Origin of the sequence: Yokenella regensburgei (assembly GCF_051486985.1) — a bacterium.
GTDB lineage: Bacteria > Pseudomonadota > Gammaproteobacteria > Enterobacterales > Enterobacteriaceae > CBFFRJ01.
The window spans coordinates 47,048-62,519 of sequence record NZ_JAHVDV010000017.1; the positions used below are offsets into that span (position 1 = coordinate 47,048).

Here is a 15,472-nt window from a genome sequence, read left to right on the forward strand (position 1 = left end):
GGATGGTTTGATACCTGGACAAGACTACCAGTTTGTCAATGCGATAATGGCGGTAAATAACGATAAAAAACCAGGTTATTTGAAGCATAGAAAATTCCGAATCATCAAATAATGGCACTGCCATGTTAATGGTCAAATGTCGAGTTTGCCGACCCGGGAGTCTGTTTTGCTTCACTACTCAAATAACAACATCCACCCTGAGTTAAGAGGTGCACAATGAGTGCGACTTCAGCGACTGCACCACAGAATAAATCTCTGGAGTGGATGAACCGCTTACGTGCCAACCCCAAAATTCCATTAATGGTAGCGGGCGCTGCCGCCGTTGCCATCGTTGTGGCGATGGTGCTATGGGCAAAAAGCCCGGATTACCGCACGCTGTATAGCAACCTGTCCGACCAGGACGGGGGGGCTATCGTCACCCAACTGACCCAGATGAATATCCCCTACCGCTTCGCTGAGAACGGCGGTGCGTTAGAAGTGCCTGCCGATAAAGTGCATGAACTGCGTCTGCGCCTTGCGCAGCAGGGATTACCAAAAGGTGGAGCGGTAGGGTTTGAGCTGCTCGACCAGGAAAAATTTGGTATCAGCCAGTTCAGCGAACAGGTGAACTACCAGCGTGCACTGGAAGGTGAACTGGCACGGACCATTGAAACCCTCGGTCCGGTGAAAGGCGCGCGCGTCCACCTCGCTATGCCTAAGCCGTCGCTGTTCGTGCGCGAACAAAAATCCCCGTCTGCCTCCGTCACGGTCAATCTCGAACCGGGTCGTGCGATGGATGAAGGCCAGATTAGCGCCGTGGTTCATCTCGTCTCCAGCGCGGTGGCGGGTCTGCCACCGGGCAATGTCACCGTTGTCGATCAGGCAGGTCGCCTGCTGACCCAGTCGAACACGGCAGGCCGCGATCTCAATGACGCCCAGCTTAAATATGCTGCGGATGTCGAAGGACGCGTTCAGCGCCGCATTGAATCCATCCTGGGTCCGATTGTGGGCAACGGTAATATTCATGCGCAGGTCACAGCGCAAATCGATTTCGACAACAAAGAACAGACCGAAGAGCAGTATCAGCCAAACGGCGATGCCTCTCGGGCGGTGCTGCGTTCGCGCCAGACCAATGAAAGCGAACAGATTGGTGGACAGTATCCGGGCGGCGTTCCGGGTGCCCTCTCTAACCAGCCTGCACCGCCCAATACGGCACCTATTACGACGCCACCGGCTAATCAGCAACAGAATGGGCAGCAGAATGGTCAGCAGCAGACGACATCAACCACCAATGCTGCCGGGCCACGCAATACCACGCGTAATGAAACGGCTAACTATGAAGTCGATCGCACCATTCGTCACACTAAGATGAATGTCGGCGACATTCAGCGCCTCTCCGTTGCCGTGGTGGTGAACTATCGCACCCTGGCAGATGGCAAGACCGAAGCGCTGACGGCCGATCAGATTAAGCAGATTGAAAATCTGACCCGTGAAGCGATGGGCTATTCAGAAAAACGTGGCGATACCCTGAACGTGGTTAACTCACCGTTCAACACCACCGAGGATGTGGGTGGTCAGCTACCGTTCTGGCAACAGCAGGCGTTTATCGATCAGATGCTGGCTGCGGGCCGTTGGCTGCTGGTGCTTATCGTTGCCTGGTTGTTGTGGCGTAAAGCAGTACGTCCACAGCTGGTTCGTCGTCAGGAAGAGGCGAAAGCGATTCAGGAAGAGCAACGTGCACGTGCTGAAATTGAAGAGTCCGTTGAAGTACGCCTGAGTAAAGATGAGCAGCTCCAGCAACGCCGCAGCAATCAGCGCATGTCGGCGGAAGTCATGAGCCAGCGCATTCGTGAAATGTCTGATAACGATCCGCGCGTTGTGGCGCTGGTCATTCGCCAGTGGATGAGTACCGAAAATGAGCAATAATGCAGCCCCTCTTAGCGGGACGGATAAAAGCGTCATCCTGTTGATGACCATCGGCGAGGACCGCGCGGCAGAGGTGTTCAAACACCTCTCGCAACGGGAAGTACAGCATCTCAGTACCGCCATGGCCAGCGTCAAGCAGATTTCCAACAAGCAATTGATGGATGTTCTGCAGGAGTTTGAGAGCGAGGCAGAACAGTTTGCCGCACTCAATATCAACGCCAACGACTACCTGCGCTCCGTGCTGGTTAAAGCGCTCGGCGAAGAGCGTGCGGCCAGCCTGCTGGAAGATATTCTCGAAACCCGCGACACCACCAGCGGGATCGAGACGCTCAACTTTATGGAGCCGCAGAGTGCCGCCGATGTTATTCGCGACGAGCACCCGCAGATTATCGCCACCATTCTCGTCCACCTCAAACGTGGTCAGGCGGCCGACATTCTTGCCCTGTTTGATGAGCGTCTGCGTCATGACGTAATGCTGCGTATCGCCACCTTCGGCGGCGTTCAGCCTGCGGCACTGGCTGAACTGACCGAAGTGCTGAACAACCTGCTCGACGGTCAGAACCTCAAGCGCAGCAAAATGGGCGGCGTAAGAACAGCGGCAGAAATTATCAACCTGATGAAAACGCAGCAGGAAGAGGCGGTCATTACCGCGGTGCGCGAATTCGACGGCGAGCTGGCGCAAAAAATTATCGACGAGATGTTCCTGTTCGAAAACCTGGTGGATGTGGACGATCGCAGCATTCAGCGTCTGCTCCAGGAAGTGGATTCCGAATCCCTGCTGGTTGCACTGAAAGGTGCCGAGCCACCGTTGCGCGACAAGTTCCTGCGCAACATGTCGCAGCGTGCGGCAGACATCCTGCGCGACGATCTGGCCAACCGTGGTCCGGTGCGTCTGTCTCAGGTGGAGAACGAACAGAAAGCTATCCTGCTTATTGTTCGTCGTCTGGCAGAAACCGGCGAGATGGTAATTGGCAGCGGCGAGGATACCTATGTCTAATGATTTGCCGTGGAAAATCTGGAAACCCGAGGATCTGGCTATCCCCGTGCCTGCTTTCGCCCCCGCGTTTGTCGAAGAGGGCGATGCGGTAGAAGAGCACGCTGAAGACGAACTCTCTGCGGAGGAGAAACGTCAGCAGCAGCTTGCACAGATCCAGATGCAGGCGCACGAAGCGGGTTATAACGCCGGTCTGGCGGAAGGTCGCCAGAAAGGCCAGGAACAAGGTTACCAGGAAGGTCTTGCACAGGGACTGGAAAATGGCGTCAACCAGGCGCGTCAACAGCAGGCCCCCCTGCATGCCCGTATGCAGCAACTGGTCAGCGAATTCCAGTACACGCTTGATGCGCTCGACAGCGTTATCGCCTCTCGTCTGATGCAGATGGCGCTTGAAGCCGCCCGTCAGGTGATTGGTCAGACGCCCTGCGTTGACAACACGGCACTGATTAAACAGATCCAACTGCTGCTCCAGCAGGAGCCGCTATTTAGTGGCAAACCGCAGCTGCGCGTCCATCCGGATGATTTGCAGCGGGTGGAAGAGATGCTTGGCGCAACCCTGAGCCTGCACGGCTGGCGGTTACGCGGCGATCCGACGCTTCATCCGGGCGGCTGCAAAGTCTCTGCCGATGAAGGTGACCTTGATGCGAGCGTGGCGACACGCTGGCAGGAACTGTGCCGCCTGGCAGCACCAGGAGTGGTGTAATGACCACACGTCTGAACCGTTGGCTGAATACGCTGGATACCTTTGAAGCCCGGATGGCGCAACTGCCCTCCGTGCGTCGTTATGGTCGCCTGACCCGTGCGACCGGTCTGGTGCTGGAAGCGACAGGCCTGCAGTTGCCGCTGGGTGCAACCTGCATTATTGAGCGTCATGACAAAGGTGAAATGACGGAAGTCGAAAGCGAAGTTGTCGGCTTTAACGGTCAGCGTCTCTTCCTGATGCCGCTTGAAGAGGTGGAAGGTATTTTACCTGGCGCACGCGTTTATGCCCGCAGCGCCTCTGCGGATGGTCTGCACAGCGGCAAACAACTGCCTCTCGGCCCCGCTCTGCTTGGCCGTGTGCTTGACGGTGCGGGTAAACCGCTTGATGGCCTCCCCTCCCCGGACACCACTGAAACCGGCGCGCTTATCACCCAGCCGGTAAACCCGCTCCAGCGTACGGCTATCGAACACGTGCTTGATACCGGCGTGCGCGCTATCAATGCGCTGCTGACCGTTGGCCGTGGTCAGCGTATGGGCCTGTTTGCGGGTTCCGGGGTCGGTAAAAGCGTGCTGCTCGGCATGATGGCGCGTTACACCGAAGCTGACGTAATTGTCGTCGGGCTGATTGGTGAGCGTGGACGTGAAGTAAAAGATTTCATTGAGAACATCCTGGGGGCTGAAGGCCGTGCACGTTCGGTCGTCATTGCCGCCCCTGCGGATGTCTCTCCTTTATTACGTATGCAGGGCGCGGCCTACGCTACGCGCATCGCCGAGGATTTTCGCGATCGCGGTCAGCACGTCTTGCTGATTATGGACTCCCTGACCCGTTACGCCATGGCCCAGCGTGAAATCGCGCTCGCCATCGGTGAACCGCCTGCAACCAAAGGCTATCCGCCGTCGGTATTCGCCAAACTGCCAGCCCTCGTTGAACGTGCGGGCAATGGCGTCAGCGGTGGCGGCTCGGTAACGGCGTTTTACACCGTTCTGACCGAAGGTGATGACCAGCAGGATCCGATTGCCGACTCCGCGCGCGCCATCCTTGATGGACATATCGTCTTGTCACGCCGTCTTGCCGAAGCGGGTCACTATCCGGCTATCGACATTGAGGCGTCCATCAGCCGTGCCATGACCGCGCTGATTACGGAAAAACATTACGCGCGGGTCAGAAATTTCAAGCAGTTGTTATCAAGTTTCCAGCGCAACCGCGACCTGGTAAGCGTAGGTGCCTATGCGCGCGGCAGCGATCCGATGCTGGATAAAGCCATCGCACTGTGGCCCCAACTGGAAGCGTTTTTGCAGCAAGGTATTTTTGAACGTGCAGGATGGGAAGATTCTGTTCAGTCCCTTGAACTTATCTTCCCGACGGTCTAATCCACCTGGAGAGCGACGATCATGACGCAAAATAGCGCGTTAACGACGCTAAAGGATCTGGCAGAAAAAGAAGTAGAAGACGCGGCACTGAAGCTTGGAGAAATGCGCCGCGGTTGTCAGCAAGCGGAAGAGCAGCTGCGTATGCTGATGGATTATCAGCATGAGTACCGTAATAACCTCAATACCGACATGAGTCACGGGATTGATGCTCAGCGCTGGCAAAACTATCAGCAATTTATTCTGACGCTGGAAAAAGCCATCGAACAACACCGTCAGCAGTTAGCGCAGTGGTCCCAGAAAGTGGACAGCGCCCTGGACTGCTGGCGAGAGAAAAAGCAACGCCTTCAGGCCTGGCAGACGTTGCAGGACAGACAGGCAGCCGCCCTTCTTCAGGCGGAAAACCGACTCGATCAAAAGAAAATGGATGAATTTGCCCAGCGCGCATCCCAGAGGAAATTTGAATGATCACCCTGCAAACAATGCTTACAACAGATGGGGATGCAACCGCAGGAAGCCTTAGCGGGAAAGCAGGCGGCGACGCAGCCCAGGATTTTCTTGCCCTGCTTGCCGGAGCGCTCGGCGGTGTAAACGCGGCCGGTGAAGATGCCGGTGCGACGCTTTCACTGACGGACCTGCAAAATGCGGGAGGAAAATCTGCGAAGAATCTGCGTGCGCTTGTTGCTGATAACACCGGCACACCGGCGCAAAAGCTGGCTGCATTGCTGGCCCGCGAGACATCAGACGCAGCGTCGCTGTCAGCCGATGAATCCGTCCAGATGCAGCATTTGTTGTCGGGTCTCTCGCCGACCGCGAAGAGTGATGTCCTTGCTGCGCTGACCAAAAACAGCAAGAGCAGCGATGACACGAAAACCACATTAAGTGACGAAGAGATGTCCGGCCTGAGTGCATTGATGGCGATGTTGCCTCATCAGCAAACGGCCCAGCTGACGCCGAAAGTCCAGACCACTGACGCCTCCGTGAGCGCCACAGTGGCGGCCTCCGGCACCCCTAATGCCTCCTCTCTGACCGGTAAAAACAGCGATCTCTCCGGACTTGCGACCCAGTCAAAAGCAGAGGGTGCACAAACGCAGCAAACCTTCTCCTCTCTGGATGATGCATTCCAGTCGGCCGCTGCTCTGGCGGTAAAGAAAGAGGCGGATAGTGCCAGCCAGACGGTGAACACAACCACCAGCCTTGCGCCGGTCATCAGCCAGGCATCATCAGCCCAGGCCAGCGCCCCGGTGTCGGCCGCGGTACTCAGCGCACCGCTTGGCAGCAATGAATGGCAACAGACATTGAGCCAGCATGTGACCCTCTTCACCCGTCAGGGGCAGCAAAACGCCGAACTGCATCTGCACCCGGAAGAGTTGGGCAAAATTCAAATCTCGCTTAAAATTGATGATAACAATATGGCGCAGTTGCAGATGGTGTCACAGCATAGCCATGTGCGCCAGGCGCTGGAAGCGGCCCTGCCCACCCTGCGCACCTCTCTGGCGGAAAGCGGGATCCAGTTGGGCCAGAGTAATATCAGCAGCGAAAGCTTTGCGGGTCAGCAGCACGCTTTCTCCGATCAACAACAGTCATCCCGGTCAGGCCGCAGCACGCCTTTTGCCACTGAAGATGATGAGCCGCTGATTACTCCGGCAAGCCTGCAATCTGCGGCTCGTGGTAACAGTGCGGTTGATATCTTTGCCTAAACGCCAGAGGTAGCATGATTATCCCCGTCTTTTCCACCCTTTGACGCGAACAGGACACGGGATAATCAGCCTATCAGCAGTACCTAACAGGAAGCATGTATCAGATGACTGACACCGCTATAACCAAAAAACGTAAGCGTTCAATCTGGATCCCGCTGTTGGTGTTAATCACCCTTGCTGCATGTGCCACGGCGGGCTATAGCTACTGGCGCATGCAACAGCACCCGGATTCGGATGCCAAAGCAGAAGCCGAAGCGCCACCACCGCCCCCGGCACCGGTCTTTTTCGCTCTGGATACTTTTACGGTCAATCTGGGCGATGCGGATCGTGTGTTGTACATCGGTATCACGCTGCGTCTGAAAGATGACCTGACGCGCGCAAGGCTGAGTGAGTATCTGCCGGAAGTTCGCAGCCGTTTGCTGCTGCTCTTCTCCCGTCAGGATGCGTCACAGCTAGCAACCAATGAGGGGAAAGAAAAACTTTCCGCCTCGATTAAAGAAGCGCTCGCAGCACCGTTAGTGCCAGGACAGCCGAAACAGGAAGTCACTGACGTGCTTTATACAGCTTTCATTTTGCGGTAAAGACATGGGCGATAGCATTCTTTCTCAGGCCGAAATCGATGCGCTGCTCAATGGAGACAGCGATAAGAGTGATGATCCGAAACCGGGTGTAGGTGGCGACACGGATATTCGCCCCTATGACCCTAATACCCAGCGTCGTGTCGTTCGTGAGCGACTGCAGGCGCTGGAGATCATCAACGAACGTTTCGCGCGTCAGTTCCGTATGGGGCTGTTCAACCTGTTGCGTCGTAGCCCGGATATTACCGTCGGTGCCATTCGCATTCAGCCGTACCATGAGTTTGCGCGTAACTTACCCGTACCCACTAACCTTAACCTTATCCATCTCAAACCGTTGCGCGGGACCGGACTCTTTGTCTTCTCTCCAAGCCTTGTGTTTATTGCCGTGGATAACCTGTTTGGTGGTGACGGACGTTTTCCGACGAAAGTGGAAGGTCGTGAGTTCACCCACACTGAGCAGCGCGTCATTAACCGTATGCTGAAGCTGGCGCTGGAAGGCTACAGTGACGCATGGAAAGCGATTCACCCGCTGGATGTTGAGTACGTTCGTTCAGAGATGCAGGTGAAATTTACCAATATCACCACCTCCCCTAACGATATTGTTGTCAACACGCCGTTCCATGTGGAAATTGGCAACCTGACCGGTGAATTTAATATTTGTTTGCCTTTTAGCATGATCGAACCGTTGCGCGAAGTGCTGGTGAACCCGCCGCTGGAGAACTCCCGTTCTGAAGATCAGAACTGGCGTGATAACCTGGTTCGCCAGGTGCAGCACTCCGAACTGGAGCTGATTGCTAATTTTGCTGATATATCACTGCGACTGTCGCAGATACTTAAGCTCAAACCCGGTGATGTCCTGCCGATCGATAAACCCGATCGCATCATTGCGCATGTGGACGGAGTGCCTGTACTCACCAGCCAGTACGGCACGCTTAACGGTCAGTACGCCTTGCGTGTCGAGCATTTGATAAACCCGATTTTGAATTCGCTGAATGAGGAACAGCCCAAATGAGTGATATGAACAATCCGTCCGATGACAACAACAATGCAATGGACGATCTGTGGGCTGACGCGTTAAACGAACAAAAAACCACCACCAGCGGCAACAAAAGCCCTGTAGATGCCGTGTTCCAGCAACTGGGCGGTGGTGATGTCAGCGGCAGTCTTCAGGATATCGATCTGATTATGGATATCCCGGTCAAACTGACTGTCGAACTGGGCCGCACCCGGATGACCATTAAAGAGCTGCTGCGTCTGACGCAGGGGTCAGTGGTCGCCCTGGACGGTCTGGCCGGTGAGCCTCTGGATATTTTGATCAACGGTTACCTTATCGCGCAGGGTGAGGTTGTGGTGGTGGCAGATAAATACGGTGTTCGTATTACCGATATCATCACCCCGACCGAACGTATGCGCCGTCTGAGCCGCTAAGTCCCGATATGAAAACCCAGGCCACGGTGACACAACCGTCTGCCGTACCCGGTTCGCCACTGCTGCAAGTCAGTGGCGCACTGGTGCTGATTATTGCCCTGATACTCGCTGCGGCCTGGATTGCCAAACGCACCGGCTTTGCGGGTAAAAACGCAGGCGCTCGCGGGTTGAAAATCAGCGCCAGTACCTCCGTTGGCCCGCGCGAGCGAGTGGTCATCGTCGATGTCGATGATGCGCGACTGGTACTGGGGGTCACGGCCGGGCAAATCAATCTGCTTCATAAACTGCCTCCTGCACCTGTCGAACCTGAGAAGGTGAACGAGAAGACCCCGGACTTTCAGTCCGTGATGAAGAATTTGCTTAAGCGTTCCGGGAGATCCTGATGCGCCGTTTGTTACCTTTCGCGCTGGCCGGCTTAGGCCTGGTCGCCCCTGCCGCTTTTGCCCAGCTTCCCGGACTCGTCAGCCAACCCCTCGCAGGCGGAGGCCAGACCTGGTCTTTACCGGTGCAGACGCTGGTTTTTATCACCTCCCTGACCTTCCTGCCCGCCATTTTGCTGATGATGACCAGTTTCACTCGCATCATTATCGTCTTTGGCCTGCTGCGAAATGCGCTGGGTACGCCTTCTGCGCCGCCAAACCAGGTATTGCTCGGACTGGCGCTGTTTCTGACCTTTTTTATTATGTCTCCGGTCATCGATAAAATTTATACCGAGGCCTATCAGCCTTTCACTGAGAGCAAGATTTCGGTGGATGTGGCACTGGAGCGCGGGGCACAGCCGCTGCGTGAATTTATGATGCGCCAGACCCGCGAAGCTGACCTTGCGCTCTTTGCCCGTCTGGCAAACAGCCCGCCAATTCAGGGCCCTGAAGCCGTGCCGATGCGGATACTGCTCCCCGCCTATGTGACCAGCGAACTGAAGACGGCGTTTCAGATTGGCTTTACCATTTTTATTCCGTTTCTGATTATTGATCTGGTTATCGCCAGCGTGCTGATGGCGCTCGGGATGATGATGGTGCCTCCGGCCACCATTGCGTTGCCCTTTAAGCTGATGCTGTTTGTGCTGGTGGACGGATGGCAACTGCTGGTCGGTTCACTGGCCCAGAGCTTTTACAGTTAGGAGTAAAGAATGACACCCGAATCAGTCATGATGATGGGCACCGAGGCCATGAAAGTGGCGCTTGCCCTCGCTGCCCCGCTCCTGCTTATCGCGCTGGTGACCGGTCTTATCATCAGTATCCTGCAGGCTGCGACCCAGATTAACGAAATGACGCTGTCATTCATTCCAAAAATCATCGCGGTATTCGTGGCGATCATCGTTGCCGGCCCGTGGATGCTGAACCTGCTGCTGGATTACATGCGCTCCCTGTTTACTAACCTGCCGTACATCATCGGGTAAGCGGCAATGTTGCAGGTTTCCAGCGATCAGTGGCTTGCCTGGCTCAGTATGTATTTCTGGCCATTCGTTCGCATCATGGCGTTAATTATGACCGCCCCTATTCTGAGCGAGCGGAGTATCCCGAGGCGGGTGAAAGTGGGTCTGGGCCTGATGATTACGTTTATTGTCGCCCCGACGCTGCCTGTCAATAACACCACTATCTTTTCCGCAAGTGCCGTCTGGATGATCTTCCAGCAAATGCTGATCGGCATTGCGCTGGGCTTTACGATGCAGTTCGCTTTTGCCGCCATTCGTACCGCTGGGGAGTTGATCGGCTTGTCGATGGGCCTCTCCTTCGCCACCTTTGTCGACCCCACTAACCACCTCAACATGCCGGTTCTGGCGCGACTGGTAGATATGCTGGTGTTACTGCTGTTCATGACCTTTAACGGCCATTTATGGCTCATTTCGATGCTGGTGGACACCTTTCACACGCTGCCTGTCGGCGGCGATCCTATCAACAGTAATGCGTTTATGGCACTGACGCGTGCGGCTGGCATGATTTTCCTGAATGGACTGATGCTGGCGTTGCCCATTATTACCTTGCTGCTCACAGCTAACCTTGCGTTAGGTTTGCTCAACAGAATGGCCCCCCAGCTGTCCGTGTTTGTGATCGGCTTTCCCATTACCTTAAGCGTTGGCATGTTGCTCATGATGGCAATGATGCCGCTTATTGCTCCTTTCTCCGAACGTTTATTTAGCGAGATATTCAATCTGTTAGCGGATATTGTGAGCGAGTTACCCCGAAATACTATTCCCTGACGACCTCATGGACATCTTGAGGATAATCCTAAAGTGAAACTGGCGTAATACCCCCCACGATATACCCCACGCGGTTTAATTGTTTTTAGCACTCTCACATAACCTAAGATTTACTTTACTTTAAGATGATTCCTGGCAAATTATACGTAACTTTACGGGATAGTGGTTTCGCCTGAGGTCTACATCCTGCTCATTGTTATTACTATTTTGTTTTGTGATTCAGACCTTTGGCGAGGGTGAATTATCGTTACGCATTGAGTGAGGGTATGCCATGTCAACGATTATCATGGATTTATGCAGTTATACCCGCCTGGGACTAACGGGGTATCTGGCGAGTCGGGGGGTTAAGAAGCGAGAAATCAACGATGTAAATACCGTTGAAGAACTTGAATCAGTATGTTCCGCGCTACAGCCATCGGTGGTGTTTATTAATGAGGATTGCTTTATTCACGACCCGGTAAGCAGTCAACATATCAAAGAAATCATTAATCAACATCCTCGTACTTTATTTATCGTTTTTATGGCAATAGCCAATATTCATTTTGATGAATATCTGTTAGTCAGAAAAAACTTATTGATCAGTTCAAAATCTATTAAGCCTGAATCTCTGGATGTCTTTTTAGCCGATTATCTTAGTAAAGAAAAAAAGAATATTGCCCTTGCTAATTTACCTACGCTTTCCCTGAGTCGCACGGAATCAAGCATGCTGAAGATGTGGATGTCCGGGCAGGATACGATTCAGATTTCGGATCAAATGAATATCAAGGCAAAAACGGTCTCATCACATAAGGGAAATATTAAAAGGAAAATTAAAACGCATAATAAGCAAGTGATCTATCACGTGGTCCGCCTGACGGACAATGTTACCAGCGGTATTTTCGTCAATATGCGCTAAACCCAAGGGCTTCACCCTCCTTGCCGGGAGGGCGAATTTAACTATTCGACTTTTTCGACAAAAACCCCGTCCGGATGGTCCTTTTCATTAAAGAACCAGATACCGAGCGGGTAATCATCAAGCGAAACCAGGTACATTGTCCCTTCACTGAATTCTTCTATCGCCAGCACCACTCCCGGGCGGCGTGGACCACCGTCCGTCTTGACCGTCACACGATCGTTAACCTTCATAACGCTCCTCCTGTCTGATTTGTGCCAGTGTAGAACAATTCTCATTACCTGACAGCGTCCTGGCGTTCAGCTGGCTATTTTTTCTACCGACTATACTTAATCCTGGCTCAGCCGATGAGGTAAGCATGATGAAAACCGACAAAGCGAACAACGGCACCGTCAAAGGTGACGTGGACGTGGATGCGTTGCTGGCTGCAATCAATGAGATTAGCGAAAGTAACGTCCGGCGCGTGGACGACAGCGAAGGAGAGCGGGTCAGCGTCGATGGACGGGAGTTTCATACCTGGCGTGAACTGGCGGAGGCTTTTGAACTGGATGTCCATGATTTCAGCATCAGCGAGTTAACCCGCTGAAATAAAAAATCCCGGTCATGAGTGACCGGGACAAAGCTTGCTCTCGCAAGAAGCACTTAAAAATTCGTTACATCAGGGAATCTGATGTAGCACGCACTGTATCCGCAAACTATTTGCAAGACAAGGATATATTTGGGGTCTCAATCATTAGTTTTGAAATATATTTCAGGCACATAATTACGCAAACGTAAGGCTGGCGCGTCCTCCAACCCGCATCTTGCTAAGGCGGGCGGAAAGCGGCGTGGCTAAATTGAGATTTGTCTTAGCAGTAAATGCCTGGCTGATAACAACTACAGGAGTTTGTATGCCCACATTACACGATGCGCTGCTGGTATTTTCCGATGTTGATGGCACCCTGATGGACAATCATACCGGGGAATGGCAGGCGGCCGCCCCCTGGCTTACACGCCTGCGCGACCAGCAAATTCCGCTCATTCTCTGTAGCAGCAAAACGGCGGCTGAGATGGTCGCGATTCAGCGCATTCTGGGTCTTCAGGGCTTGCCCTTTATTGCCGAAAACGGGGCGGTTATCCAGCTGGATGAACACTGGCAGGACAGCGCTGATTATCCACGTATTATTCAGGGCGCGTCACACGACGAAATCTTTAGCGTGCTGTCTCAACTGCGCGAACGGGATGGGGTTAAGTTTACCGCCTTGAGCGAGCTGGATGAGCATGCGCTGGAAGAGGTAACCGGACTTCCCCCTGCTCAGGCGGGGCTGGCACGTTTGCAGGAGGCGTCGGAAACGGTCATCTGGCGCGACAGTGACGAACAGCTGGAGACATTTAATACTACGCTGGCAAGCCTGGGTCTGCGCTTCGTACAGGGGGCGCGATTCTGGCACGTACTTGATGAACGCGCCGGGAAAGATCGGGCGGTGAACTGGCTGACGCGTCAGTATCACCATTATCACAACCGCGCTTTCACTACGCTTGGACTGGGAGATGGGCCTAATGACGCCCCCTTACTGGACAACGTCGATTTTGCCATTGTGGTTAAAGGATTAAACCGTCAGGGTATTGAGCTGCGGGATGACACTCCCTCGCGCGTTTATCACACCACCCTTGAAGGCGCGGCAGGCTGGCGCGAGGGGATGGATCACATGCTGGGTGGCGCGGACGATGCGTCCTGCGCACAAACCTGATTACGACCAGAACGTTTGGCGACGTATAAACGGCTGTCGGCAACGGATTGCAGGTACTGAAAATCATAGTTACTGGTTTCCTGGGCGCTGCTCACCCCGAATGAGGCGCTGATACGGATGGTCTGACTTTTGGTCACCAGGATCTCTTTGCCACTGATGCGCGCCCGAATGCGCTCTGCAATGCGGGCAGCCTCCTCAAGGGTACTACCGGGGAGAAGAACGCAAAACTCTTCCCCGCCTACCCGACCTGCCATGTCAGGCTCGCGCAGGGAGCTACCGATCAGGCGTGCGGCATGCGACAGCACCAAATCCCCTGCCTGATGACCGTAACGGTCATTAATATGTTTAAAGTGATCCAGATCGATTTGAATCACCGAGAAAGGAAGCTGATTCGCCACGCCTTCGGCAGAGAGCACCTTTGCCCGCTCGAATAGCGCCCCCCGGTTCGGGAGCCGGGTGAGCGGATCGTACCAGGCCTGCCACTGCAATGTGTGCTGCAGGCGGTACATATTGCTGACCATCCTGCGGATAACGCCCCAGGCAATCAGCAACATACAGGTAAAGAGCAGCCATAACAGGGCCAGCGCAATGCTTATCGAACCAAAATCCCCCCCGAGTCCTTCCCGCAGGGTGTGAACGCGCAGCATGACACCCTCAAAATGCCTTAGCTTTTCCCAGCTGACAAAACGCGCTCCCACGCGCATCCAGCCCGTCATTTCACGACTCATCGCCTGGTTGAGGGTGTGACGTTCGTCAGGGGTGAAGCCATGAAGCTGCTCATCCGCGGAGGAGAGCGAGCTCGCCAGCAGTGACCATTGACTGTCATACAGCTGATAGTCACCATCTTTTTCCGTCTGTCGCGCCTCGACCAGAATCTGGCGCAATGATGTAACGGTGAAACTCATGGCTAGCACGCCATACCAGTAATTTTGGTAATCGAGCGGCACACTGGCGGTGACAACGGCGTCATTATTGCCAGCCTGATGAGCCTGATCGGTAAACCAGCGCACGCCGCGCCCCGTATTACGCGCTTCACGCTGTTGGCTAAACCACGCCCGGGTCAGCAACTGGTAGTACTCGCGGGTAATAGTGTCACGGGGCGTGACCGGGTTCGTAGAGAGATAGAAGCCCGCGCGGGAAACGTACCAGGCCTGACGCGGGCGCATCACCGATGTCGAGGCCAGCCGGAACAGATAACCCAGCTCAAGGGCGGCGGTGAGTTCGTTATGCAGGAGTTCGTTATCGCGGCTCAGTAAGGGGCTCTGATCGACAGAGTAATCTGACACGCCATACAGCGGGAGTGTTCGTCGGTTATCCAGTTCAATCTGCCAGTCAGGAAGCATTCTCTGACCTTCAAATTTTCCCTGCACATTACGTAACACCTCAAAGGCGAGCGGCGTTTGCAGCGCGCCCTGCATACCGTTGCGGAAAAAAATCAGGCGATCGACGCCGACCTGTAACTGCCTGTCCAGCTCATTGCTGACGTTATCCAGTGCATTGCGCTCGCTGGCAATATAGGCATCCCGGAGAACCACCACTTCTCGCCATGTGAGGAGAGTGGAGCAGACGAGGACGATAACGAAGCAAAGGTTAACCACCCAACTGGGATCGAACCCTTTTTTTAGCCTCTCAAGCCTCGAAGGGCTTTTTACGACGCTGGTCTGTCGCACAGTCACTCCCTGGGATGGTGAAAGGTAGCATTACGTTGCCCGCAGACGATGCGACCCTAAATGAAAACGCCCGGGCATGCCGGGCATTTCAATGGCTATGCTTGTTCGCAAGCGCACTGTCGGGTGCCAGAAACCAGCTCCTCTTCCCGAAAGGCTTCACGTTTTACGGCATATCCGTCATACCAGCGGCATTCAACCATGCCACTGGCATAACCGGTCACTATCATGGCAGGGCCGCCGTTTTTCGCTGTCACTTCATCACTGACCAAAAAGACCATTATTGCCTCCGGCATCAGGGTGAAACG

Annotated in this window: 19 protein-coding genes; 16 read left to right on the forward strand and 3 right to left on the reverse strand. The window is 54.4% G+C overall.

All coding sequences use genetic code 11. From position 1 onward, the window contains the following. The first annotated feature begins 216 nt into the window (after positions 1–216). The 14 genes from fliF (at position 217) to rcsA (ending at position 11,770) form a co-directional block, all read left to right on the forward strand. Positions 217–1,905, forward strand: a complete 1,689-nt coding sequence (fliF, locus tag KXR87_RS13265) for a flagellar basal-body MS-ring/collar protein FliF (RefSeq protein WP_437432713.1) — start codon at positions 217–219, stop codon at positions 1,903–1,905. Then, entirely contained in the window at positions 1,895–2,902 is a 1,008-nt protein-coding gene (fliG, locus tag KXR87_RS13270) for a flagellar motor switch protein FliG (RefSeq protein WP_437432714.1), read from the forward strand. Before fliF ends, fliG begins: the two co-directional genes overlap by 11 nt. Then, positions 2,895–3,602 (forward strand): flagellar assembly protein FliH, encoded by a 708-nt coding sequence (fliH, locus tag KXR87_RS13275; protein WP_437432715.1) that lies wholly within the window; start codon positions 2,895–2,897, stop codon positions 3,600–3,602. Before fliG ends, fliH begins: the two co-directional genes overlap by 8 nt. Beyond that, entirely contained in the window at positions 3,602–4,972 is a 1,371-nt protein-coding gene (fliI, locus tag KXR87_RS13280) for a flagellar protein export ATPase FliI (protein ID WP_437432716.1), read from the forward strand. Before fliH ends, fliI begins: the two co-directional genes overlap by 1 nt. 21 nt (positions 4,973–4,993) lie before the next feature. Beyond that, positions 4,994–5,437, forward strand: a complete 444-nt coding sequence (gene fliJ, locus KXR87_RS13285; protein WP_437432717.1) for a flagellar export protein FliJ — start codon at positions 4,994–4,996, stop codon at positions 5,435–5,437. Continuing rightward, positions 5,434–6,669 (forward strand): flagellar hook length control protein FliK, encoded by a 1,236-nt coding sequence (fliK, locus tag KXR87_RS13290; RefSeq protein ID WP_437432718.1) that lies wholly within the window; start codon positions 5,434–5,436, stop codon positions 6,667–6,669. The genes fliJ and fliK overlap by 4 nt, the downstream gene beginning before the upstream one ends. A 104-nt stretch (positions 6,670–6,773) precedes the next feature. Next, positions 6,774–7,250, forward strand: a complete 477-nt coding sequence (gene fliL / locus KXR87_RS13295) for a flagellar basal body-associated protein FliL (protein WP_437432719.1) — start codon at positions 6,774–6,776, stop codon at positions 7,248–7,250. Between the two features lie 4 nt (positions 7,251–7,254). Beyond that, a complete protein-coding gene (gene fliM, locus KXR87_RS13300; protein WP_437432720.1) occupies positions 7,255–8,259 on the forward strand; it encodes a flagellar motor switch protein FliM in 1,005 nt (334 codons plus the stop codon). After that, positions 8,256–8,675 carry a flagellar motor switch protein FliN gene (fliN, locus tag KXR87_RS13305; RefSeq protein ID WP_437432721.1) on the forward strand — a complete coding sequence of 140 codons (420 nt, stop codon included), beginning with the start codon at positions 8,256–8,258 and terminating at the stop codon, positions 8,673–8,675. Before fliM ends, fliN begins: the two co-directional genes overlap by 4 nt. A gap of 8 nt (positions 8,676–8,683) precedes the next feature. Next, a complete protein-coding gene (fliO, locus tag KXR87_RS13310) occupies positions 8,684–9,058 on the forward strand; it encodes a flagellar biosynthetic protein FliO (RefSeq protein ID WP_437432722.1) in 375 nt (124 codons plus the stop codon). Next, entirely contained in the window at positions 9,058–9,795 is a 738-nt protein-coding gene (gene fliP / locus KXR87_RS13315; RefSeq protein ID WP_437432723.1) for a flagellar type III secretion system pore protein FliP, read from the forward strand. Before fliO ends, fliP begins: the two co-directional genes overlap by 1 nt. Before the next feature lie 9 nt (positions 9,796–9,804). Continuing rightward, on the forward strand, positions 9,805–10,074 hold the full coding sequence (gene fliQ / locus KXR87_RS13320) for a flagellar biosynthesis protein FliQ (protein ID WP_437432724.1): 270 nt from the start codon (positions 9,805–9,807) through the stop codon (positions 10,072–10,074). 6 nt (positions 10,075–10,080) lie between these two features. Beyond that, positions 10,081–10,875 carry a flagellar biosynthetic protein FliR gene (gene fliR / locus KXR87_RS13325; protein WP_437432725.1) on the forward strand — a complete coding sequence of 265 codons (795 nt, stop codon included), beginning with the start codon at positions 10,081–10,083 and terminating at the stop codon, positions 10,873–10,875. Positions 10,876–11,146: 271 nt separating this feature from the next. Beyond that, positions 11,147–11,770 carry a transcriptional regulator RcsA gene (gene rcsA / locus KXR87_RS13330; RefSeq protein WP_437432726.1) on the forward strand — a complete coding sequence of 208 codons (624 nt, stop codon included), beginning with the start codon at positions 11,147–11,149 and terminating at the stop codon, positions 11,768–11,770. Positions 11,771–11,811: 41 nt separating this feature from the next. Here the strand turns inward: rcsA and dsrB are convergent, their stop codons facing one another. Next, positions 11,812–12,000 (reverse strand): protein DsrB, encoded by a 189-nt coding sequence (dsrB, locus tag KXR87_RS13335; protein ID WP_437432727.1) that lies wholly within the window; start codon positions 11,998–12,000, stop codon positions 11,812–11,814. Positions 12,001–12,128: 128 nt separating this feature from the next. Here dsrB and yodD point away from each other — a divergent pair, with 128 nt between their 5' ends. Next, positions 12,129–12,353: a YodD family peroxide/acid resistance protein gene (yodD, locus tag KXR87_RS13340; RefSeq protein WP_437432762.1), complete on the forward strand. Its 225-nt coding sequence runs from the start codon at positions 12,129–12,131 to the stop codon at positions 12,351–12,353. A 304-nt stretch (positions 12,354–12,657) separates the two neighbouring features. Beyond that, positions 12,658–13,497, forward strand: a complete 840-nt coding sequence (locus tag KXR87_RS13345; protein WP_437432728.1) for a mannosyl-3-phosphoglycerate phosphatase-related protein — start codon at positions 12,658–12,660, stop codon at positions 13,495–13,497. On the opposite strand, the gene dgcQ is transcribed toward KXR87_RS13345, so the two are convergent. Beyond that, positions 13,452–15,167, reverse strand: a complete 1,716-nt coding sequence (gene dgcQ / locus KXR87_RS13350; protein WP_437432729.1) for a cellulose biosynthesis regulator diguanylate cyclase DgcQ — start codon at positions 15,165–15,167, stop codon at positions 13,452–13,454. The genes KXR87_RS13345 and dgcQ overlap by 46 nt on opposite strands. A gap of 95 nt (positions 15,168–15,262) precedes the next feature. Next, positions 15,263–15,445 (reverse strand): YodC family protein, encoded by a 183-nt coding sequence (locus tag KXR87_RS13355; protein ID WP_437432730.1) that lies wholly within the window; start codon positions 15,443–15,445, stop codon positions 15,263–15,265. Positions 15,446–15,472 lie beyond the last annotated feature (27 nt).

Coding starts and splice junctions, on each gene's coding strand:
- fliF (WP_437432713.1), top strand. CDS start 217: ATGAGTGCGACTTCAGCGACTGCACCACAGAATAAATCTCTGGAGTGG.
- fliG (WP_437432714.1), top strand. CDS start 1,895: ATGAGCAATAATGCAGCCCCTCTTAGCGGGACGGATAAAAGCGTCATC.
- fliH (WP_437432715.1), top strand. CDS start 2,895: ATGTCTAATGATTTGCCGTGGAAAATCTGGAAACCCGAGGATCTGGCT.
- fliI (WP_437432716.1), top strand. CDS start 3,602: ATGACCACACGTCTGAACCGTTGGCTGAATACGCTGGATACCTTTGAA.
- fliJ (WP_437432717.1), top strand. CDS start 4,994: ATGACGCAAAATAGCGCGTTAACGACGCTAAAGGATCTGGCAGAAAAA.
- fliK (WP_437432718.1), top strand. CDS start 5,434: ATGATCACCCTGCAAACAATGCTTACAACAGATGGGGATGCAACCGCA.
- fliL (WP_437432719.1), top strand. CDS start 6,774: ATGACTGACACCGCTATAACCAAAAAACGTAAGCGTTCAATCTGGATC.
- fliM (WP_437432720.1), top strand. CDS start 7,255: ATGGGCGATAGCATTCTTTCTCAGGCCGAAATCGATGCGCTGCTCAAT.
- fliN (WP_437432721.1), top strand. CDS start 8,256: ATGAGTGATATGAACAATCCGTCCGATGACAACAACAATGCAATGGAC.
- fliO (WP_437432722.1), top strand. CDS start 8,684: ATGAAAACCCAGGCCACGGTGACACAACCGTCTGCCGTACCCGGTTCG.
- fliP (WP_437432723.1), top strand. CDS start 9,058: ATGCGCCGTTTGTTACCTTTCGCGCTGGCCGGCTTAGGCCTGGTCGCC.
- fliQ (WP_437432724.1), top strand. CDS start 9,805: ATGACACCCGAATCAGTCATGATGATGGGCACCGAGGCCATGAAAGTG.
- fliR (WP_437432725.1), top strand. CDS start 10,081: ATGTTGCAGGTTTCCAGCGATCAGTGGCTTGCCTGGCTCAGTATGTAT.
- rcsA (WP_437432726.1), top strand. CDS start 11,147: ATGTCAACGATTATCATGGATTTATGCAGTTATACCCGCCTGGGACTA.
- dsrB (WP_437432727.1), bottom strand. CDS start 12,000: ATGAAGGTTAACGATCGTGTGACGGTCAAGACGGACGGTGGTCCACGC.
- yodD (WP_437432762.1), top strand. CDS start 12,129: ATGAAAACCGACAAAGCGAACAACGGCACCGTCAAAGGTGACGTGGAC.
- KXR87_RS13345 (WP_437432728.1), top strand. CDS start 12,658: ATGCCCACATTACACGATGCGCTGCTGGTATTTTCCGATGTTGATGGC.
- KXR87_RS13355 (WP_437432730.1), bottom strand. CDS start 15,445: ATGGTCTTTTTGGTCAGTGATGAAGTGACAGCGAAAAACGGCGGCCCT.